Below are 21,717 nucleotides of genomic sequence, written 5' to 3'. Positions count from 1 at the left end.
GCGATAAAACTGAATCAAGCGTTTTGGTATATGAATTAAATTGAAGCTGTATAGTGATTAAGTTCACAGGCAACAAATAGAAGTGATTAAGTTCACATTGTTGATCCTCCTTGTAGGGATTAACGACTGTTTGGGGTTGTATAGTCAAGTAATTAAGTGCATGTGGTGGATGCCTTGGCAGTCAGAGGCGATGAAAGACGTAATAGCCTGCGATAAGCTTCGGGGAGGCGGCAAATATCCTGTGATCCGGAGATTTCTGAATGGGGAAACCCACTTACCATAAGGTAGGTATCGCATGATGAATACATAGTCATGCGAGGCGAACGAGGGGAAGTGAAACATCTCAGTACCCTTAGGAAAAGAAATCAATTGAGATTCCCTCAGTAGCGGCGAGCGAACGGGGATCAGCCCATTAAGTTATATGTGTTTTAGCGGAAAGCTCTGGGAAGTGCTACCGTAGAGGGTGATAGTCCCGTACACGAAAGGGCACATATAATGATGACGAGTAGGGCGAGGCACGTGAAACCTTGTCTGAATATGGGGGGACCATCCTCCAAGGCTAAATACTCCTGACTGACCGATAGTGAACCAGTACCGTGAGGGAAAGGCGAAAAGAACCCCTGTGAGGGGAGTGAAATAGATCCTGAAACCGCATGCATACAAGCAGTGGGAGCCGACTTGTTCGGTGACTGCGTACCTTTTGTATAATGGGTCAGCGACTTATATTCAGTAGCAAGGTTAACCGTATAGGGGAGCCGTAGAGAAATCGAGTCTTAATAGGGCGTTTAGTTGCTGGGTATAGACCCGAAACCGGGTGATCTATCCATGAGCAGGTTGAAGGTTGGGTAACACTAACTGGAGGACCGAACCCACTGTCGTTGAAAAGCCAGGGGATGACTTGTGGATAGGGGTGAAAGGCTAATCAAACTCGGTGATAGCTGGTTCTCCCCGAAAGCTATTTAGGTAGCGCCTCGGACGAATACCATAGGGGGTAGAGCACTGTTTCGGCTAGGGGGTCATCCCGACTTACCAAACCGATGCAAACTCCGAATACCTATGAGTACTATCCGGGAGACAGACTGCGGGTGCTAACGTCCGTAGTCAAGAGGAAAACAATCCAGACCGCCAGCTAAGGCCCCAAAATTATAGTTAAGTGGGAAACGATGTGGGAAGGCATAGACAGCTAGGAGGTTGGCTTAGAAGCAGCCACCCTTTAAAGAAAGCGTAATAGCTCACTAGTCGAGTCGGCCTGCGCGGAAGATGTAACGGGGCTAAAACTATATGCCGAAGCTGCGGATGTATACTTAGTATACGTGGTAGGGGAGCGTTCTGTAAGCCGATGAAGGTGTATTGAGAAGTATGCTGGAGGTATCAGAAGTGCGAATGCTGACGTGAGTAACGACAATGCGAGTGAAAAACTCGCACGCTGAAAGACCAAGGGTTCCAGTCCAACGTTAATCGGGGCTGGGTGAGTCGACCCCTAAGGCGAGGCCGAGAGGCGTAGTCGATGGGAAATTGGTTAATATTCCAATACTTCTGTGTAATGCGATGAGAGGACGGAGAAAGTTAAGTCAGCCTGGCGTTGGTTGTCCAGGTGAAAGGCAGTAGGCATGCATCTTAGGCAAATCCGGGGTGCTCTATGCTGAGAGCTGATAGCAAGCTAGTTTACTAGCGAAGTGGCTGATACTATGCTTCCAGGAAAAGTCTCTAAGCTTCAGTTACACAGGAATCGTACCCGAAACCGACACAGGTGGTCAGGTCGAGTAGACCAAAGCGCTTGAGAGAACTCTGCTGAAGGAACTAGGCAAAATGGTACCGTAACTTCGGGAGAAGGTACGCTGCTGACGGTGATAGGACTTGCTCCTTGAGCTATTGGCAGCCACAGAAACCAGGCCCCTGCAACTGTTTATTAAAAACATAGCACTCTGCAAACACGAAAGTGGACGTATAGGGTGTGATGCCTGCCCGGTGCTGGAAGGTTAATTGATGGGGTTAGCGTAAGCGAAGCTCTTGATCGAAGCCCCAGTAAACGGCGGCCGTAACTATAACGGTCCTAAGGTAGCGAAATTCCTTGTCGGGTAAGTTCCGACCTGCACGAATGGCATAATGATGGGGGCGCTGTCTCCAGCAGAGACTCAGTGAAATCGAATTCGCCGTGAAGATGCGGTGTACCCGCGGCTAGACGGAAAGACCCCGTGAACCTTTACTGCAGCTTGACATTGAACTTTGATCTTACTTGTGTAGGATAGGTGGGAGGCTTTGAAGTAGTGACGCCAGTTGCTATGGAGCCATCCTTGAAATACCACCCTGGTAATATTGAGGTTCTAACTCTGTCCCGTTATCCGGGACGAGGACCATGTCTGGTGGGTAGTTTGACTGGGGCGGTCTCCTCCTAAAGAGTAACGGAGGAGTACGAAGGTGCGCTCAGCGTGGTCGGAAATCACGCGTAGAGTATAAAGGCAAAAGCGCGCTTAACTGCGAGACCCACAAGTCGAGCAGGTACGAAAGTAGGTCTTAGTGATCCGGTGGTTCTGTATGGAAGGGCCATCGCTCAACGGATAAAAGGTACTCTGGGGATAACAGGCTGATACCGCCCAAGAGTTCATATCGACGGCGGTGTTTGGCACCTCGATGTCGGCTCATCTCATCCTGGGGCTGAAGCAGGTCCCAAGGGTATGGCTGTTCGCCATTTAAAGAGGTACGCGAGCTGGGTTTAGAACGTCGTGAGACAGTTCGGTCCCTATCTACCGTGGGCGTTGGAAATTTGAGAGGATCTGCTCCTAGTACGAGAGGACCAGAGTGGACGAACCTCTGGTGTACCGGTTGTGACGCCAGTCGCATCGCCGGGTAGCTATGTTCGGAAGGGATAACCGCTGAAAGCATCTAAGCGGGAAGCCTACCTCAAGATAAGATTTCCCTAGGACTTTATGTCCTCTAAAGAGCCGTTGAAGACTACGACGTTGATAGGTTGGATGTGGAAGTGCGGTGACGCATGAAGCTGACCAATACTAATTGCTCGTGAGGCTTGACTATACAACACCCAAGCAGTTGTATACGAAGCATCATTTGATTCATAAAAGATCAAACATACTTGATTTAGTTGTAAAGCTAGTTAAAATATTCAACTCAAATGTTCTGTTAAACTCATTTGGTACGAAGTAAGGCATTTAAATAAGACCCGAACAAGTCCATAACAGTTTGCTGGCGACAATAGCAAGAGTGAACCACCTGATCCCTTCCCGAACTCAGAAGTGAAACCTCTTAGCGCTGATGGTAGTGTGGGGTTACCCATGTGAGAGTAAGTCATCGCCAGCTTTTAAATCTAAAACACCCCGATCTCTAGCGAGCGGGGTGTTTTTTTATGCGTGGTGTTTATGGGCATAATGAAAGAGAAAGCTATGAAAGAATTGAAGTGCATAAGTGACTGAAAATAAATAGATTTTTGTAGATGCAAAAAGAAAACCCCATCATCCTGATGGGGTTTTCTTCGTATTGGTGTGTTAGATTTGACTCCTGTCGAATCTCACGTCCTGTGTGTTTTCTTATTCTCAATGAGACTTCCTGTCTCTTTATGTTTGCTATGATAAGCGCAATGTCTAGGTCCGTATATTCGCTAATCACTGCGATTGTTGTAGGTTAAAGCTTACAAGATGATCCAATTAAAAATTAAGGCCCAATTCGCTCAGTTACTAATATGAAATGGTGAGATGGATACTTTTGTTTAAAATAAATCGATAAGTCATAACAATATTGAGGGAATCTAAAATGAAGGCTTTTCGACAGTGCTTAATCTATTTACCCCTATTGCTCAGCTGTAGCTTGTTGAGTGCATGTAATGCTCAAAATAATCAAAGCACTACGGCTAACTCTTTGATTAACCAGACCTATCAGATCCAAAAAGTCGCGACATTTGATGAACCTTGGGCGATGACTGAGTTGATTGATGGTCGTTTACTGATTACCGAAAGAAAAGGAAAGTTAAAACTGTTTGATCCTTCCACATTGAAAAGTATAGAAATTTTAGGGCTTCCCGAAGTGGCTTATGGTGGACAAGGTGGCTTAGGTGATATTGTTTTACATCCTGATTTTGCAAACAATCATCAAATTTATTTAAGTTATGCCGAAACAGGAAAAGGGGGATATGGTGCGGTTGTGATTCGTGGTGAATTAAATCTACAAGAGAAAAATCCTCGAATAATCAATATTAAAAGAATCTGGGAGCAAGTTCCTAAAGTTTCAGGACAAGGGCATTATGCACATCGAATGATTTTTGCAAAGGATGGCAAGCTTTGGATTAGTTCTGGTGAACGCCAAAAATTTGATCCTGCTCAAGATATTAATTCCAATTTAGGAAAAGTTTTAAGATTGAATGATGATGGTACTGTTGTTGCAGATAATCCATTTACTCAACAAGGTGAGATCGCAAAACAAGTGTGGTCGTTGGGTCATCGTAACCCATTAGGTATGGCTTTTGATGCGAAGGATCAATTGTGGGTGGTTGAAATGGGGCCTAAAGGAGGAGATGAGTTAAATCTGATTAAGAAGGGCGAAAATTATGGTTATCCGATTGTTTCCAATGGTGATCATTATTCAGGAAAATCGATTCCAGATCATGCGACGCGTCCTGAATTTAAGGCGCCAGAAATCAGTTGGACACCAGTAATATCACCCTCCAGTTTGGTCTTTTATCAAGATGAATTATTCCCGAAATGGAATCATAAAGCCTTGATTGGTGGGTTATCTTCAGAGGCGATTATTGTGGTTGATACTGAATCGAAGCCTGTTCGTGAGGTACAGCGTTTAAACATGCAGCAACGCATTCGAGATATCCATCCCGCCCATAATGGTTCGATTTGGGTTTTGGAGGATGGGAAAAATGCGGGGCTATTAAGATTGTTACCTAAGTAAAAAATTAATTTAATTCAATGGATTATTATATTATTGAAAAGATGTGGAAGCAGCTGAATTGTTAGGATTGTCTATAAATTATGCTATTCTCTCGATTTAAAATAATATAAATCGAGAACAATAATGCCAGCAACTACAATTGAAATTAGATATCAATATTCTGTAGCACAAGAAGTGGACTTAATCGATGCAGTTCATCATGCATTGGTGAGTGCTTTTAAAATTCCTGAATATGATCGTGATATTCGTTTATTGGTACATGAACCACATCGCTTTCAATGTCCACCGAATAAGCTTTATCCTGAAAAATTTACCCTGATTCGTATTGATTGTTTTGCTGGGCGTACACTGGATACAAAACGAAATTTGTATCGCAGTATTGTAGAGAATCTATCTGTATTGGGGATTCCAAAAGATCATATCAAAATTTTATTAAGAGAAATTCCCGCTGAAAATTGGGGAGTCCGTGGTGGTCAAGCTGCCTGTGATGTGGATTTGGGGTTTGATATTCAAGTCTAGCTCAAGCTCAAATTCAATATGAATTTAAGCAGATAGAGGAAGATTACTCAGTTGTTAATATTATTTAAATTCAATATTTTAATTCAGCCGACGAGCGCTTATACGGTGGAGTATATGATGAGTGAAACATGTCTACGTATCATCAAACTGACGCAGTATTGTCATTGAAATGACCTCAAAATGTCATGCTATTGGTTTCTAATAAAGCTCATTTAAATCAATAAAAAAGACCTTTATGAAAAAAATTGCTTACTCTGTTTTAGTGTTAGGCGTATTGGCTTTAACCGCATGTAATGATGATGACAAGGATTTCTCATTTGAACCATCTGTCACTGTACCGACCTCGGTTTCATTTGCCAAACTTGATGTCGAAACTTATGCAGCTGGTCCAAACTCAGGTGCCTTTGTAAAGGGCGCCAATGGCATATTTCCACCTTTTAAAGGTCAGCCAGTTCAAGGCTTCTCTGGTGCTGTAAAGAACGGTGATGGCACTTATATGGTTATGGCAGACAATGGCTTTGGTACACAAGACAATTCATCTGACTTTTTACTCCGTGTTTATCAAGTAAAACCTGATTTTCGGACGAAATCAGCAGGATCTGCAAAAGTTCAAGTGATGAGCTTTATTCAGCTTCGTGATCCCAATAAATTAATACCATTTTCAATCATCAATCAAAACAGCACAGATCGTTTACTCACTGGGGCAGATTTTGATCCTGAATCGATACAACGTACTGCGGATGGTACCTATTGGATTGGTGATGAATTTGGACCATATTTACTGCATTTTGATAAAGATGGAATACTGCTTGATGCGCCGATTGCATTACCTCATCCATTGAAAGCTGGTGTGGAATTGCGTTCTCCGCAAAATCAATTCAATAAAGCCAACATAAATTATGTAGAGCCTTTGGTTCAGCAAAGCGGTGGCTTTGAAGGAATGGCATTGTCTAAGGATGGTCAATATTTATATCCTTTGTTAGAAAAACCGTTAAAAGGCGAGACCACACAACAGTTGCTTATCTCACAATTTGATGTGAAGAAGAAAGCGTATACTGGTCGATATTATTATTTTACCTTGAATGCCAAGGCGACCAATATTGGTGACTTCCAAATGTTTGATGATAAGTCTGGCATTATCATTGAGCGTGATGCGAGCCAAAACAAGTTAGATGGTTATAAGAAGCTGATTCAAATTGAACTAGGAGATTCAGGGAAAGCGGTAAAACGTTCTGACTTAGTTGATCTTATGAATATCGCCAACCCGAATAATTTATATGGTACAGCGCGAGATGGAGATATTGGTACAGCTACAACTTTTGCTTTTCCATTTGAAACCATTGAAGATGTGATTATTGAAAATAAAAATACTTTAACTGTTTTAAATGACAATAACTTCCCTGGTTCATCAGGACGAAATGCAAAGCGTGCGGATGATAATGAAATTATTCAGATTAAATTGCCTAAAGCATTGTATTAATACACGATAAAATGTATTGGTGCTTCACTCTAATAAAAAGCCAGTCAATTGACTGGCTTTCTTTATACATCATTCAAGCATGAGGATTAAGCTAAACAGTCTTGTTTCGAAACTTGATCAGGGCAGCCCAATGGGTTTAAAGCACATTTTAAATCTTCAATTTGTTCATGGGTGACATAGCCTTTAGATTTTAGGTAATCTGCTACTCGGTCATCACGTAGACTTAAGAAAGCTGCATCATAAACACCTAAATCTACAAATAAAGCAGCCGCTTCTAAGCTATTAAAACGGTCTAGAAACACATCATTGCCATACATTAGGAAAACATGGTCGTAATCTGCATGTGCATCGATTTTTAAACGAGCTGCCAATGTTGTCGGTGAGGTTTTGATAAAAAGCAAATCTGATAATTCATCAAATTGGGTCATATCTAAGATATTTACCCCCGTTTTTACTTTACCTAACCATGCTTTAAAGACCAGTACCGCACCACCACGCAGTAACATGCTCCACACTTGATGACGAACTTCATCATTTAAGCATTCGCATTCATCTTCGAGACGTTGAACCAGTTTTTCTTCTTGTTGCGCTAATTTATCAAACAGACCTAAGCCTTGAGGATGATAAGCAACAGGGGTAAATACATCAAATTTTAATTCATCAAATACTTGAAGTGCTAAAGGCACAGCTGCTTGATAAATCGTGTTGAGTGCTTGTATTTGTGTGTCGTGGAGTTTGCTGTGTTTAAACAGATCTTGCCAATCAATTTCAGGCAGGATTGCATTTGCACCATATTGACGATGAAATTGTTGAGCTTGGTGTAGCCCATGTGGAACAGTTTCTGAAATATTCATGGTTAAAAATCCTATTTAAAATTGAATTCAAACGCTGTTTTTGTTTTCCTAAACATGAGCGTAGTTTTGTCTTGAAGTAATTTTTGATTTATCTGAGATGCAATAGGAATACGACTAAAGTTGTAGACAGGGTGAAAAGTAGTTTTTTATTTTTTAAAATCATATAAATAGAAAATTGTAACTAACTATACAAGTGTATATTTACTATTTTGATGTTATTTGCCATAGAAAAGAGGGCTTTGAAGTTTTTAGTCAATAAATGGGTTGGAGTTTTGCTTTTTTTTGAATGCTTTTGCACAAGGCTTAAAAAAAATTGCTATTCCACTTAAAAAATTGCGTTACAAAACCTCTAGAATGCAACGATCTAGAGGTTGTAAATGTTTCAAAACATTAAAGAAGAACGTGATCAATAAACTGAAAAGGGTTGAACGTAGTGGAAGATTATTTAGAAATCTTCAAGCCAGATAACCATGCTCGAAGAGAAGCAGGTTTCAATGGTTTCTTCAACAACACCACGTTGAGGTCTTTAACACGTTCTGGTAATTCAGGATCAGAATCTGCAGTAATCAGTGCTGAAGGAACATTTTCCTGACGGTTTTCGACAATAAAATCTAAGCCAATTTTGCCGTGATTTAAATGCTGATCAACCAGCCAGACTTGAATATTTTCTTTTTGAATAATTTCCAAAGCTTGTTCAGGTTCAGTGGCTTTAAAGACTTGATAACCCCATTTGGTCAGTAGCGTTGCCATACCCTCTAAAATCGTATCATCATTGTCCAAACATAAGATTTTATAAGCTTTGGCTTTTAATGGTACCGCTTGTACAGGTGATGAAACCACTTTAGGTGCTGCTACCATTGGCACATCAATCATAAAGCATGAACCTTTACCCAATTCAGAGTAAACATGCACAGGATAATCAAGCAAACTGGTCATACGTTGTACGATTGCTAGACCAAGTCCTAGGCCTTGCTCACCCCATGGCGAGGTATGTCCACAACGCTCAAATTCTTGAAACAGCTTAATGCGTTGTTCTTCTGCAATCCCTGGGCCGGTATCCCAGACACCGATACGGATATGATTTGGGCGATTAGACGCGCGTAATACACCAACAATCACACGTCCGCGAGCAGTATAACGTAAGGCATTGCTGACAAAATTTTGGATGATACGGCGAATCCATTGTGGGTCGGTATCAATCCAGAATTGGGCATCATGGACATGCAATTGGATATTGCGTTGTGCAGCGATTGATTTAAATTGCAGTTCTAAATCACTCAATAAATCATGCAGCGGATAAGCTTGGCGTTTCGGTTGGATTGAACCACCTTCCAGTCGTGCAATATCCAAAAGGGCAGACAACATACTCTCAGCACCATGTAAGGCACGATCAAGCTGTTGTAAGGTTTTACGATCTTCATCCGATTGTACGCTTTGTTCTAAAGCAGTACTGAATAAGCGTGCTGCGTGCATCGGTTGAAGCAAATCGTGACTGGCTGCTGCAATAAAGCGGCTTTTTGACATATTGGCTTTGTCGGCTTGCTCACGTGCCAGTTGTTGTTCAGATAAGGCATTTGCAAGCTGTTGAGTACGGTCCGACACACGTGCTTCAAGTACCGCTTCATTTTCACGGAATGCAGTAATATCCGCAAAGGTCGTAACAAAACCACCACCTTCAATGGGATTACCACGCATTTGAATCACACGGCCATCTTTACGAATCCGTTCAAATTCATGTGCGCTACCGACTTTCATCCAATGAATTCGCTTACGTACATGTTCTTCTACCGAGCCTGGACCACATTCGCCACGCTCTGCGTTATAACGAATCAAATCGGCAATTGGGCAACCGACATAGACTAAATCTTTTGGATAATCAAACAACTTTAAATATTGGTTGTTCCACGCGACCAAACACATGTTTTCATCAACCACACTCACGCCTTGGGTCATGTGGTCAATCATGGTCATGATGAGATTTTGGTTAAAGCGTTGCCATTGTGACGCTTGGTCGAGAATATTTGCCACTTGGCCTAAAGCCAAGCCGTTATTGACCATAGCCGTGGTGAGTAATGTCCGTGCTGAGGCTGCACCGATTGTGCCTGCGAGGTATTGTTCAGTGAACCGCCACCACATCCCATTGGCACTGCTATTCTCATTGAGCACCACATTATTCATGGTGCAAAATTGCTGAAAGGCATGGGTTGCTGGGCCTTCACCAGTAATCCGTTTGGCAAGTGCAATCAGATCGCCGACTTTAAGTTTAGCGACATCATGGTGTAAATAATTAATATCGGTAGAGGTATTTTGTGCAGGTAAGGGCTTGGTTTCATAATAGAAAAAGCTCTCTGCCTGAATTTGCTCAGCAATACTTGGGCGATAAATACGAGAGACCCAAATATATAAAGTAATATTTAAGCCAAGTGCCCAGATTACACCATGGGTAAGCGGGGCAAAAGATTCAAAGCCAAATAAGGCTTCTGGTCTTAACCATTCAATATTTAAAGGTCCAAACATCAAGAATTGATGTGCAAACTGGCTATACTCAACAGGTAAGCTACGTAAAATCGTTGGTAATAATAAGGTATATGACCAAAGGATAAAGCCTACGACCAAGCCTGCATAAACCCCTTGGCGACTTCCACCACGCCAGTATAAACCACCAATTAAAGCCGGCGAAAATTGTGCAACTGCACTAAATGCCAATAACCCAAAGGTGGATAATTGGTCAATATCATTAAAGAAGTGGAAGAATAAAAATCCAAGTAACATTACCGCTAAAATACACACACGACGGGTAAATTTAAGTACCTGTGGTAAGCGCTTGTCATGACGAGAAAGAATGCCAAACTTCCATAGAGAAGGCATAATCAAGTCATTACTGAGCATGATGGACAGTGCCACAGACGAGACTAACAGCATACCTGTTGATGCTGAAAAACCGCCTAAAAATGCCAGTAAAGATAACCAGTCTTGGTTATAACTAATCGGTAAAGAGAGTACTGCAACATCAGGAATGGTCAGATACTTAGGTGCTGCATGCAGTGCCCAACTGGCGATTGGAATAATGGCAATAATGGTTAGAATCAAATATGCCGCAAACCACCGTCTTGCACCACGAATATGTTTTTCATCGCGTAATTCAACCACTGCCACATGGAACTGACGTGGTAAACAGATAATCGCCAATGAGGCTAATAAAGTTTGAACCCAAAAGGTGTCTGGCACACCAAACAGTTGTACTTCATGAAAAGTTTTTTGCACATCCTGTGAGATCTGTACAATATTTTGTGGATGATCAAAAATAAAGAAAAATGCCACGCAGAGCAGGGCAAATAGTTTTACAAATGATTCAAAAGCAACGGCAAGCATTAAACCGCCATGTTGTTCGGTATTGGCAATTTGTCTTGTGCCAAACATCATGGCCAAGATCGCCAATACAGCGGTAAGACCAAGCACACCATTGGTGGTAGTGGAGACCACTTGGGTATTGTGATCGAGCATGACGGAAGCGCTAAGCGCAATGGCGCGTAATTGTAGTGCTAAGTAAGGAATGATGGCGATAACAGCCAAGATGGTCACTAAGGACGCTAATGTTCCGCTTTTACCATAACGTGCTGCGACAAAGTCGGCAATTGAAGAAATCGCATGATGTTGTCGAACGCGACCTAAACGACGCCAAATGTCATAACCCAACCAGACAAATAATAAAGGTCCTAAATAAATCGGAAGGAAAATAATTCCCTCACGTACTGCAGCACCTGTTGCTCCATAAAATGTCCAAGATGAGCAATATACCCCCAATGTTAGACTAAAGAGAAGCATCCTGCCGCGCGTACTTAATCGACTCGCATGCTTCTCACCAAAGAAAGCACAAACGAATAGAATGAGGATGTAAAGGGCCAGAACCCCTATAATTAACCAACTGTTCATAAGGACTACAGTATAAAAAGCTGCGCCTATAATAACGCATACATGAACTGTCTCGTTTATTTTGCTCAAAATTTAACGACCAAAGTCTAAGTTACGAGAACCCCACAATATTGTTAATTTTGACCATGTAAAAAAATATTAAAAAAAGCAACCAGCGTTCTGGTCGCTTATCAAGGAGCATGGTTATGGATGAGAGACAGGTAGAGGCGATTCTACAAAATCCAAAATTCAAGGAAATGGTTGCTAAAAAAAGTAAATTAAGCTGGACATTAACTGCAATTATGTTGTTCGTTTATGTTGGATTTATGCTTTTAGTTGGCTATAACAAAGAATTTTTAATGAGTTCATTTAGTGGTGGCATCACCACTTGGGGGATTCCTTTAGGTTTAGGAATTATTGTTTTATCTTTCGTATTGTGTGGTGTGTACTCATATATTGCCAACAATAAATTGGATCAATTGAATGCAGATGCAATGAAAGAAGTCGAAGCAATCGCCCACGAAAAAGGACTGCACTAAGATGAAATGGAACTCTTTAAAGACTAAAGCAGCTCTTGCATCTACTGCACTGCTTTCTACTGTTGCACAAGCAGGCCCAGATTTAGGTGAAGCTCAGCAGCAAGCGACTAACTGGCATGCAATCATTATGTTTGCAATTTTTGTTGGTTTAACCTTATTTATTACCAAATGGGCTGCAAAACAAACCACCAATACCGCGGATTTCTACACCGCTGGTGGTGGTATCTCTGGTTTCCAAAATGGTTTAGCGATTGCAGGTGACTATATGTCTGCTGCATCGTTCTTGGGTATTTCTGCATTGGTGTTTAGCTCAGGCTTTGATGGCTTGCTTTATTCACTGGGTTTCATGGTCGGCTGGCCAATCGTATTGTTCTTGGTTGCTGAGCGCCTACGTAACTTAGGTAAATATAACCTGTCTGACGTAGTTTCTTTCCGTTTAGAAGAAAAACCAGTACGTACACTTGCAGCAATCAGTTCACTTGTTGTTGTGGCTTTCTATTTGATTGCTCAAATGGTGGGTGCAGGTCAGTTGATCAAACTGTTATTTGGTTTGAACTATAACATCGCAGTTGTGATTGTTGGCCTTCTGATGATGGCTTACGTGATCTTTGGTGGGATGTTGGCGACAACTTGGGTACAGATCATTAAAGCAGTGATGTTACTTTCAGGTGCAACATTCATGGCGTTCATGGTGATGCATTCTGTCGGTTATAGCTTCTCTGAAATGTTCAAGCAATCTATTGATGTATTTGCAAAAGTACATGATGTTAGTCTTGATGATGCAACCAAAATTATGGGACCAGGCAGTTTGGCGAAAAACCCACTCGATGCTTTGTCACTTGGTTTAGCACTCATGTTTGGTACAGCAGGTTTACCACATATTCTTATGCGTTTCTTTACAGTTAAAGATGCTAAAGAAGCACGTAAATCTGTGGTTGTTGCAACAGGTTTCATTGGTTACTTCTATTTATTAACCTTCATTATTGGTTTCGGTGCGATCCTTTTCGTATCAAACAACCCACAATTTATTGATGTTGCAAAAATGGCTGTGACTGGCAAACTAGAATTAGTTGGCGGTAACAACATGGCAGCGGTACACCTTGCAGATGCAGTGGGTGGCGATCTGTTCATGGGCTTTATTTCAGCAGTTGCATTCGCAACGATTCTTGCGGTAGTTGCGGGTTTGACACTGTCAGGTGCTTCAGCAATTTCACATGACTTGTACGCAAACGTATTGAAAAAAGGTCAAACAACCCCTGAATCTGAATTACGTATGTCGAAGATTGCAACACTTGGTCTTGCGATCTTTGCGATGATCTTAGGTATTTTGTTCGAGAAACAAAACGTTGCCTTCATGGTTGGTTTAGCATTCTCTGTCGCGGCGTGTGCAAACTTCCCAGTATTGGTTCTTTCAATGTTCTGGAAAGGCTTAACTACACGTGGTGCTGTTGTAGGTGGTGTTGTCGGTCTAGTGACAGCGGTGACTTTAATTATCTTGTCTAAAGCAGTTTGGGTAGACACATTAAAAATCTCTGATACTCCGATCAACTCATTCAATGGTCCTGCAATTTTTGCCATGCCATTAGCATTCATCTGCTGCTGGTTATTCTCTGTGACAGATAAATCTGCACGTGCAGAAGCAGAGCGCAAAGCATTTGATGCACAGTTTGTACGTTCACAAACAGGTATTGGTATCTCTGGTGCTTCAGATCACTAAGTGATTTGAGATCAGCCTAAAAAACACCTTTTCGAAGGTGTTTTTTTATGGGTGATGCAAAACTAGAACTCAATCATCCCAGTTTCAGCCTTTAAGCGATATACAGCTTGTTTTATGCAGATTGATCAGTTGAATGATCACGAAAAATTGAAAGGATTTAAGAAACCCAATGAATATGTTAATTTGAATGTTTAAAAGAACAATCAGAATCAGAAAATATGCGTTCAATGATCGAATTTTGGAAAGGTTTTAAACAATTACCATCAGCATGGTTATTGTTGGTCCAACTGCTTATTTTAGTTTTATCTGTCTATACCAATGCCAGCAGAAGTTATCAAATTTTAACTTGGTTACTCGGTGTATCCGCGTTACTGATTATTGCCAAAGTGATTCGACAAACACCGACATTTACACTGTTGGGCTTAACCTTTGTCACAGGGGCATTTGTACTGTCCTTTCTAATGTTGATCGGTTTTCATTCTGTTACTTTGCAAATCTTTGCACATTCATTTGAAGCAGCCGCTTATTTTTGTGCAGCATATGGTTTAATCCGTTATATGTTTGCAGATCGTTATTTAACCAAAGATGAGCTGTTTGCTGCAGGTGCAGTATTTACCCTGATCGCATGGGGATTTGCCTTCTTATACAGTATCTGTCAATTGGTGGTTCCACAGAGTTTTCAAAACCCAAATCATATTGCGGACTACCAATCTTGGCTGGATTTATTGTTCATTAGTTTTAGTTTGCAATCGGCAACAGGATTGTCCGATTTGATTCCTGTTGCACCTGCTGCGCGGGTGATTTCAATGTTGCAAATGTTCTGTGGCGTGATGTATTTTGCCCTGATCGTCTCACGGATGATTGCCCTGCAATATATTGAAAATAAACCAAAATCATGAGCTAATGATCTTGTTACATTTAGTAAATTGTTGAAAATGTTAATTTAAATTATAATGTGGCCTGAATCCAATCGCTGTTCTACAGGATTCGTCTTTTTTCACACCTGTGAATGCCTTTTTTTGACTTTAAAAAGTCTGTCCATTGAGTATAAAAACCTGGGGGAAATATGCCTTCCAAAAAAATCACTTGGTTTGACAATGTCAATCCAAATGTTTTCTTGAGCACTGTTGGAATTATTGCGCTTTTTTTAGCCGTTGTTGTCTTTGCACCAAATGCCTTTGAACTGATTACTCAAAGGATGAACCGCTGGATCACCGATTCATTTAGTTGGTTCTATGTTTTATCTGTCGCAATATTTTTAATTGTGCTGATTTTTATTGCCTTTTCTGACATGGGTAAAATCAAGCTTGGACCTGATCATAGCCAGCCTGAGTATAGTAATGGGTCATGGTTTGCCATGCTATTTACTGCGGGTATGGGGATCGGGTTAATGTTCTTCAGTGTTGCAGAACCTGTCATGCATTATGTCAATCCACCTGCTGGTGATCCACAAACCATTGAATCTGCCCAAGAAGCAATGAGAATTACCTTTTTCCATTGGGGCTTACATGCTTGGGCTATCTATGCAGTTGTTGGCTTAACGCTGGCTTATTTTGCTTTTCGCTATAACTTGCCACTCAAAGTTCGTTCGGGTTTGTTTCCGATTATTGGTCAACGAATTCATGGTCCAATCGGAGATGCGGTCGATACTTTTGCCACCATTGGTACGGTATTTGGTGTGGCTACCACGTTAGGATTTGGGGTAACTCAAATTAATTCTGGCTTAAATTATTTATTTGGCTGGGAAAGTAATATTAGCACCCAAATCTTTTTGATTATTGTGGTGAGTACGCTGGCTTCATTGTCGGTTTTCCTCGGATTAGACAAAGGAATTAAACGACTCTCTGAACTGAATCTGATTTTAGCTTTGGTATTGCTAGGCTTTGTATTCCTCGCCAGTTCCAGTATTTATATCCTACAAGCAACCATTCAAAACGCTGGACAATATATTTCGAATTTGTTTAGCATGACCTTTAATTTATATGCTTATCAATCAAATGGCTGGATTGGTGGTTGGACCATCATGTATTGGGCATGGTGGATTTCTTGGTCACCATTTGTTGGTATGTTTATTGCGCGTGTTTCAAAAGGTCGAACCATTCGAGAGTTTATTGTTGGGGTACTGCTTATTCCGACAGGCTTTACCTTGATCTGGATGGGTTTTATTGGCAATGCTGCCTTGTTCAGTATTATGGAACAAGGGCAGGTTGGGCTAATTTCTGCGGTACAAAAAGATTCATCAGTTGCATTGTTTGAATTTTTAACCCATCTGCCTTTTTCAGGTGTGTTTAGTCTTATTGCAACACTGCTGGTGGTCTTGTTCTTCGTTACCTCCGCGGATTCTGGTGCATTGGTGACCGATTATCTCACTGCGAAAACAGAAAATTCGCCGATATGGCAACGCTTGTTCTGGACTGTTTTAATGGCGGTCTTGTCGATCATTCTTTTAATGGTTGGTGGGCTAGGCGCGCTACAATCGGCCACCATGATGAGTGCACTACCATTCACTTTTATTATGCTGCTGTTGTGTTGGGGCTTAGTCAAAGCATTGCGCTTAGATGTTACCAAAATGCAGGCTTTACAAGTGGCAAGAATCACGCCGAGAGCTGTGCAAAACCCACGCAGCTGGCAGCAACGTTTAGGCTTAATCATGCACTATCCGCATACGCTGGCTGAAGTACAACACTATATTCAGGTTGATGTAATTAAGGCTTTTGAAAGTATTCGTTTTGAGTTTAAACGCCGTGATTTAAATGTGGTGATTAAAGAAACTGAAGACGGTGTTCAACTGAGTGTGGATCATCATGATGAGTTCAATTTTATCTATAAAGTCATTGCACGCAAAATGGTTGCGCCAAGCTTTATGATGAATGAAGAACATCAAGAAACCGATGATTTTTATCAAGCAGAAATATTTTTAAGAGAAGGTGGTCAAAATTATGATGTGATGGAGTGGACGCAAGAAGACTTGATTCAAGACATCATTGACCAATATGAACGCCATCTACATTTTTTAAATGTACTGAGAAACTAAGTTGTTTATTTAAAAACAAAGGCAATAAAAAAGGACTCGTATGAGTCCTTTTTTTGATTCAATTTCTAAGCAACTTAGAAACGGAATTTAGCGTTTAAGCCAACAGTTTGCGTATCACCAACATAGGCAACAGTTTGATCTTTTTTCGCTTCGTAGTTTGCATTTACGTAGCTTGCACCAACTGCAATCGCAGGAGTGATGAAGTAGTTTACGTTTGCACCCCAAGCTGAATCTGGAGAACCTTCGTAGCTAGATGCTGCGTAAGAAGCACCAACGCTTAATTGTGGGTTCAAATAGAAATCAGTTTTGAACTGGTATGCAGTCGCATCACCATAGATAATGCCTGATTCAAACGCTAAAGACATATTTGTACCGTCAATACCGCCAACGTATTTAGCACGTGCAGTGATTGCGTCTTGGTCTTCACCAATTGTTGCAGCTTCAGCAGTCGCTTTAGCAACGCCGTTACCCATAACATTGAATGCATCTAAAGCAACTTGGTCAGCAACGTTAGTATAACCAACAGCAACCAAGAAGTTTTGAGTAGGAAGAGCACCCACTTCTAATGCAAAACGATCGCCTTGATCATTTGACAAGCCATTTTTACCGTCAAGGATCGTGTGGCTATAAGAAGCACTTGCGTATGCAGGTACATATGGAGTAGGAACATAAAGTTCAGCTTTAGCGCCGTAGTTATGTGCAATTACATCAGCGTCTAATTCGCCATAGTTATATGCTAAAGAAACATTCGAAGCTTGGTTTAAGAACGCTGCTTCAGCCAATGGACCTTTTGAAGAGTCAACATTTTTGAAGTAGTAAGTACCTTGCAAACCACCAGTGAAATCTTTGTCATTTTCAGTTGTATCGATATACTCTGATTGACCTTGAATTTCAAATTGGTATGCTTGAGCGCCGGTCATGGCTAATAATAAAGCAGTGGCTAAACCGAGTTTTTTCATAATCTTTTCCAATAGGAGAAATTGGTGAAACAGACGGCATTGTATTGTAACAAGATATTAAGTCAATGACGTTTAAGGCCACTGTTTACAAAGTAGATACATGAAATTTACATTGTTTAAAAAACGTACATTTGAACAGCTTTACGTCAACCTGGAAAAAAACTTAATTAGAACAACAGACTAAATTCAGACAAAAGTTTTATTTCATATAAAACAGATATCAAATTGTTAAATTAATACATTTATTTTATTGTTTATTTGTGTTTTTTGATCGATATTACCGATGGTTGTTTTGCGATCAATGTCAAGAAAATGTCATTAAATTCTGCTTATTTTTAGAATTAATTTGTGATTGTATAATCATTTCATGTGAATATTGTTGTTTTATTCTCAATTATTTATAAAAACGATAATTAATTTATATCCGATCAATTTAATAGGTTTTACAAAGTAAAAGATATTTTGGATAATGAGTCAATAAAGTTCATTCATTTTAAATGAATTTTTTTGAGATTTTGAGTTTATATGCCCAGCTTTCCCCAAGGTTGGGCTTTTTTTTATTTAAAAATTCAAAGCAAATCGCATTAAATAGATCATAAAAATATTGCACCAATATATAGCATAAATAAGCAAAAGATGAATTATGTTGGCATGATTCTTGCCAAAAAAAATCCCAATTTTCAAAGAAAACTGGGATTTTTCGCCAAAATCTGGAGCAAATCAATAAATTCTGCTGAGGAATATTAATAAATTGCCCTAATGAGGTGCATTATGCACCAATATATTGCACATGTAAATATTTTCTTACATTCAATTTAAAAAATAATTCATGGGCTCATCTACACTATTTCAGATAGAGTCGATGCCTAAGTAAAGTTTATGAGTAATAACATATTTAAAATAAAAAGCAGTGTATTGATCATCCTGAGTAGTTTGGCTTTTTCAGGTTGTGTTTCGAAGCTTAATTTGTATGATCCAGCTTCATCACAAAGAACAAGTGAAATTCCGTTGTTGTTTAATTATGCGCAAACTCAAGCCGTCTTTGTGACTTATGACGGAACTCAATTTAAACGCTATGGGAATGATTTAAATAGAGCCAAGACTGCGTATATTCCAGCCTCTACTTTTAAAATGTTGAATGCCTTAATTGGTTTGCAACATGCGAAAACGACAAATACAGAAGTATTTAAGTGGAATGGTGAAAAAAGATCTTTTCCTGCATGGGAAAAAGATATGACCTTGGCACAAGCAATGCAGGCTTCCGCCGTACCTGTATATCAGGAGTTGGCACGACGTATTGGTTTGGATTTGATTAGTCAAGAAGTCAAACGTGTTGGTTTTGGTAATACACAAATTGGTCAACAGGTGGATAATTTCTGGTTGGTTGGTCCATTGAAAATCACCCCAGAGCAAGAAGCTAAATTTGCTTATCAATTGGCAAAGAAAACATTGTCTTTTGATGATGCTGTACAACAGCAAGTCAAAGATATGCTTTATGTCGAAAGACGTGGTGATTCCAAGCTCTATGCCAAAAGTGGCTGGGGAATGGATGTTGAGCCACAAGTGGGTTGGTATACAGGATGGATAGAACAGCCGAATGGTCAGATCACCGCTTTTGCTTTAAATATGCACATGCAGACAGGGGATGATCCTGCTGAACGTAAGCAACTGACATTAAGTATCTTAGATAAATTAGGCTTATTCTTTTATTTGAGATAAATGCAGTAGGTAAAAAAATGCCCAGTTTATTGGGGGAAACTGGGCAATAAAAAAGATCTATTTTCAAATCATGAGAATTTCTATCTGAGTCTGATTTTATGCAAATTCTATTTATATGTAAAATGTGAATTTTGAATATTACTCATCTATAAAAACGATAATATAAAGCAGTTGAACGCTGTAGATTAAACTTGATTATGTGGAGTAGTTTATGTGTATATATTCTATAATATAAACAAAATTTCTTTAGCTTTATTACGATATAACTTCCCACAGGACCATGGTGATGGTGCATGAACTCAGATCAGAACAAATAAGCACGCGTTTGCTTATCCTCATGTCAGTCATCATTTTGTCTGTTTTGTTAATTGCTGTTCCACAAATCATCAGTAATTATCGAGAGTATAGCCGAGCAAATCGAGCTTTAGTCAATATTCAAGCCTTGCAAGTTTTTGCTGAAACATCCAATAAAATTTCACGGGAAAGAGCGCCAACAAATAAAGCAATGTCGAGCTCGACAGCAAATTTTCCAGACAGAATAAAAGAATTGCAGGACTATCGTAAGGACGTAGATCAACAGATTAATTTAACCGTAGAGACCTTAAACAAGGCGGGGTTTACCAGTTTGGCGGATCAAGTAGATGTTCAATTAAGACATGATTTGAACATCGCCCGTAAACAAGTCGATGCTTATTTAGCCTTGCCGTTAAAAGAACGTAATTCAGTGCAAATGGATCAAGTGATTCAGGGAATGTTTCGGGCATGGGACAGTTGTAGAGCCATGTTGCAGCAATTAATTAACCATTCAAAAAAGAATAATAGCGATGTTACTGATTATGCTTCAATTGTGCTGATATTGGCTGATTTACGTGATCAATCTGGACGAGTCGCGTCCAATATCATGGCACCCCTAAGCTTTTCCGAACCATTGCCTGAATATAACAAAGCACGCTCATTACAAACGCAAGAACAGGTTAAATATTTATGGCGTTTGATGGATACCATGCAAATAGAATCCTTAAAAACCCCTGAGTATCTTTATTTATATGGTCAAGTAAAAACTCAATTTATTGACCAAGGTTTACCCATTGTAAATCGTTTGGTGCAAGAGAGTAGAAATCAGCAGCCTTATTTTTTAACGGCAAACCAACTGACAGATGCAATCGTGGATAAGTTTACCACGGTGGTAAATTTACAAAAATATCTACTTGAAACCCACGCCTTAAGTGCGCGTCATCGAATGGAATCGGAGCAACGTCAATTTTTTATCACTTTATTTATTTCTCTTTTGTCATTGTCGGTAGCAGTTTTTACGATGTTATATACACGTAAAAAGTTATTTGAACCCTTGATATATGCAAGAAATATGATCTTAGAGTTATCACAAGTTCAAGAGCGTGATTATATAGGTGCAGCTTCGATACAAACCAAAGAGGTGCATACCCTAACCGATGCATTGGATAAATTAAAAGAAATGCTCAAGCAACGCGATGCTTTTGAATTTCAATTACAAAATAGTGCCAACACCGACAGCTTAACCGGTGTTTCAAATCGACTCGCTTTAGAGGTTTATTTAAAAAATATCGCAACACAACCTGATCGCTTTCAAGAGTTGACCTTGATCATGGTGGATATTGATAATTTTAAATATGTGAATGATCGCTTTGGACATATTTTAGGTGATTCGGTTATTGTTGAAATTGCTCGATGTTTAAAAGCAAATATTGCGCAATCCGATTTAATTGTACGTTTTGGTGGTGATGAGTTTTTGATTTTAATTGATCGCATCCAATGGGATTGGGCATTACAAATTTCTGAAAGTATTTTGGCTGATGTATCACGGTTAAATTTTAATAGTTCGATGTCTAACGAACAGCTGAATGTTTCTGTCAGTATTGGCGTGGCAACAGGGGCTGAAAGTTGGGAAGCTTTGTTTAATCGGGCAGATGCATCGCTATTTAAAGCCAAAGCACAAGGTCGAAATAAAGTTGTGGGATGATCGATTGGGTATCTTGATGATGATTAACCCGTTTGAAAAAGTTGATTTATCGTCAGCATTTAATGATAAAAATACTG

General features: G+C 40.1%; 12 protein-coding genes and 2 rRNA genes. 11 read left to right on the top strand and 3 right to left on the bottom strand.

What is annotated here, in order from left to right:
- The first annotated feature begins 142 nt into the window (after positions 1-142).
- The 5 genes from AC4CUY_RS19905 (at position 143) to AC4CUY_RS19885 (ending at position 6,907) form a co-directional block, all read left to right on the top strand.
- Positions 143-3,033 (top strand): 23S ribosomal RNA (locus AC4CUY_RS19905).
- A gap of 167 nt (positions 3,034-3,200) precedes the next feature.
- Positions 3,201-3,315: ribosomal RNA gene (gene rrf / locus AC4CUY_RS19900) — 5S ribosomal RNA — on the top strand.
- 450 nt (positions 3,316-3,765) lie between these two features.
- Positions 3,766-4,908 (top strand): PQQ-dependent sugar dehydrogenase, encoded by a 1,143-nt coding sequence (locus AC4CUY_RS19895; RefSeq protein ID WP_490774607.1) that lies wholly within the window; start codon positions 3,766-3,768, stop codon positions 4,906-4,908.
- Between the two features lie 123 nt (positions 4,909-5,031).
- The gene (locus AC4CUY_RS19890; RefSeq protein WP_419279546.1) at positions 5,032-5,427 is read left to right on the top strand and encodes a tautomerase family protein; all 396 of its coding nucleotides are present in this window, start codon (positions 5,032-5,034) and stop codon (positions 5,425-5,427) included.
- 235 nt (positions 5,428-5,662) lie between these two features.
- Positions 5,663-6,907: an esterase-like activity of phytase family protein gene (locus tag AC4CUY_RS19885; protein ID WP_490774606.1), complete on the top strand. Its 1,245-nt coding sequence runs from the start codon at positions 5,663-5,665 to the stop codon at positions 6,905-6,907.
- Positions 6,908-6,993: 86 nt separating this feature from the next.
- Here the strand turns inward: AC4CUY_RS19885 and AC4CUY_RS19880 are convergent, their stop codons facing one another.
- The gene (locus tag AC4CUY_RS19880) at positions 6,994-7,761 is read right to left on the bottom strand and encodes a hypothetical protein (RefSeq protein ID WP_490774605.1); all 768 of its coding nucleotides are present in this window, start codon (positions 7,759-7,761) and stop codon (positions 6,994-6,996) included.
- A gap of 441 nt (positions 7,762-8,202) precedes the next feature.
- On the bottom strand, positions 8,203-11,694 hold the full coding sequence (locus AC4CUY_RS19875) for a PAS domain-containing hybrid sensor histidine kinase/response regulator (protein WP_035371643.1): 3,492 nt from the start codon (positions 11,692-11,694) through the stop codon (positions 8,203-8,205).
- Positions 11,695-11,879: 185 nt separating this feature from the next.
- Here AC4CUY_RS19875 and AC4CUY_RS19870 point away from each other — a divergent pair, with 185 nt between their 5' ends.
- The 4 genes from AC4CUY_RS19870 to AC4CUY_RS19855 all read left to right on the top strand — a co-directional run bounded on the left by AC4CUY_RS19870 (position 11,880) and on the right by AC4CUY_RS19855 (position 16,963).
- Positions 11,880-12,212 (top strand): DUF485 domain-containing protein, encoded by a 333-nt coding sequence (locus AC4CUY_RS19870; protein ID WP_004725226.1) that lies wholly within the window; start codon positions 11,880-11,882, stop codon positions 12,210-12,212.
- Between the two features lies 1 nt (position 12,213).
- On the top strand, positions 12,214-13,929 hold the full coding sequence (locus AC4CUY_RS19865; RefSeq protein WP_004725228.1) for a cation acetate symporter: 1,716 nt from the start codon (positions 12,214-12,216) through the stop codon (positions 13,927-13,929).
- A gap of 218 nt (positions 13,930-14,147) precedes the next feature.
- On the top strand, positions 14,148-14,828 hold the full coding sequence (locus tag AC4CUY_RS19860) for an ion channel (protein WP_490774604.1): 681 nt from the start codon (positions 14,148-14,150) through the stop codon (positions 14,826-14,828).
- Between the two features lie 167 nt (positions 14,829-14,995).
- Positions 14,996-16,963 carry a glycine betaine transporter gene (locus AC4CUY_RS19855; RefSeq protein WP_151956280.1) on the top strand — a complete coding sequence of 656 codons (1,968 nt, stop codon included), beginning with the start codon at positions 14,996-14,998 and terminating at the stop codon, positions 16,961-16,963.
- A gap of 74 nt (positions 16,964-17,037) precedes the next feature.
- Here the strand turns inward: AC4CUY_RS19855 and omp33-36 are convergent, their stop codons facing one another.
- Positions 17,038-17,922: a porin Omp33-36 gene (omp33-36, locus tag AC4CUY_RS19850; protein ID WP_490774603.1), complete on the bottom strand. Its 885-nt coding sequence runs from the start codon at positions 17,920-17,922 to the stop codon at positions 17,038-17,040.
- A gap of 879 nt (positions 17,923-18,801) precedes the next feature.
- On the opposite strand from omp33-36, the gene blaOXA reads away from it, so the two are divergent.
- Together blaOXA and AC4CUY_RS19840 are read left to right on the top strand one after the other, a co-directional pair.
- On the top strand, positions 18,802-19,641 hold the full coding sequence (gene blaOXA, locus AC4CUY_RS19845; RefSeq protein ID WP_490774602.1) for an OXA-274 family carbapenem-hydrolyzing class D beta-lactamase: 840 nt from the start codon (positions 18,802-18,804) through the stop codon (positions 19,639-19,641).
- A 286-nt stretch (positions 19,642-19,927) separates the two neighbouring features.
- On the top strand, positions 19,928-21,640 hold the full coding sequence (locus tag AC4CUY_RS19840; RefSeq protein WP_004725238.1) for a GGDEF domain-containing protein: 1,713 nt from the start codon (positions 19,928-19,930) through the stop codon (positions 21,638-21,640).
- Positions 21,641-21,717 lie beyond the last annotated feature (77 nt).

Source organism: Acinetobacter sp. 778_lipA (genome assembly GCF_058242985.1).
The sequence above is the reverse complement of the archived record's forward strand: the minus strand, read 5'-3'. Positions and strand labels throughout refer to the sequence as shown.

Bases quoted from the DNA above. Each gene is read 5' to 3' on its own strand.
- AC4CUY_RS19860 (WP_490774604.1), top strand. From the start codon at position 14,148: ATGCGTTCAATGATCGAATTTTGGAAAGGTTTTAAACAATTACCATCA.
- AC4CUY_RS19895 (WP_490774607.1), top strand. From the start codon at position 3,766: ATGAAGGCTTTTCGACAGTGCTTAATCTATTTACCCCTATTGCTCAGC.
- AC4CUY_RS19865 (WP_004725228.1), top strand. From the start codon at position 12,214: ATGAAATGGAACTCTTTAAAGACTAAAGCAGCTCTTGCATCTACTGCA.
- omp33-36 (WP_490774603.1), bottom strand. From the start codon at position 17,922: ATGAAAAAACTCGGTTTAGCCACTGCTTTATTATTAGCCATGACCGGC.
- AC4CUY_RS19870 (WP_004725226.1), top strand. From the start codon at position 11,880: ATGGATGAGAGACAGGTAGAGGCGATTCTACAAAATCCAAAATTCAAG.
- AC4CUY_RS19855 (WP_151956280.1), top strand. From the start codon at position 14,996: ATGCCTTCCAAAAAAATCACTTGGTTTGACAATGTCAATCCAAATGTT.
- AC4CUY_RS19875 (WP_035371643.1), bottom strand. From the start codon at position 11,694: ATGAACAGTTGGTTAATTATAGGGGTTCTGGCCCTTTACATCCTCATT.
- AC4CUY_RS19885 (WP_490774606.1), top strand. From the start codon at position 5,663: ATGAAAAAAATTGCTTACTCTGTTTTAGTGTTAGGCGTATTGGCTTTA.
- AC4CUY_RS19890 (WP_419279546.1), top strand. From the start codon at position 5,032: ATGCCAGCAACTACAATTGAAATTAGATATCAATATTCTGTAGCACAA.
- blaOXA (WP_490774602.1), top strand. From the start codon at position 18,802: ATGAGTAATAACATATTTAAAATAAAAAGCAGTGTATTGATCATCCTG.
- AC4CUY_RS19840 (WP_004725238.1), top strand. From the start codon at position 19,928: ATGGTGCATGAACTCAGATCAGAACAAATAAGCACGCGTTTGCTTATC.
- AC4CUY_RS19880 (WP_490774605.1), bottom strand. From the start codon at position 7,761: ATGAATATTTCAGAAACTGTTCCACATGGGCTACACCAAGCTCAACAA.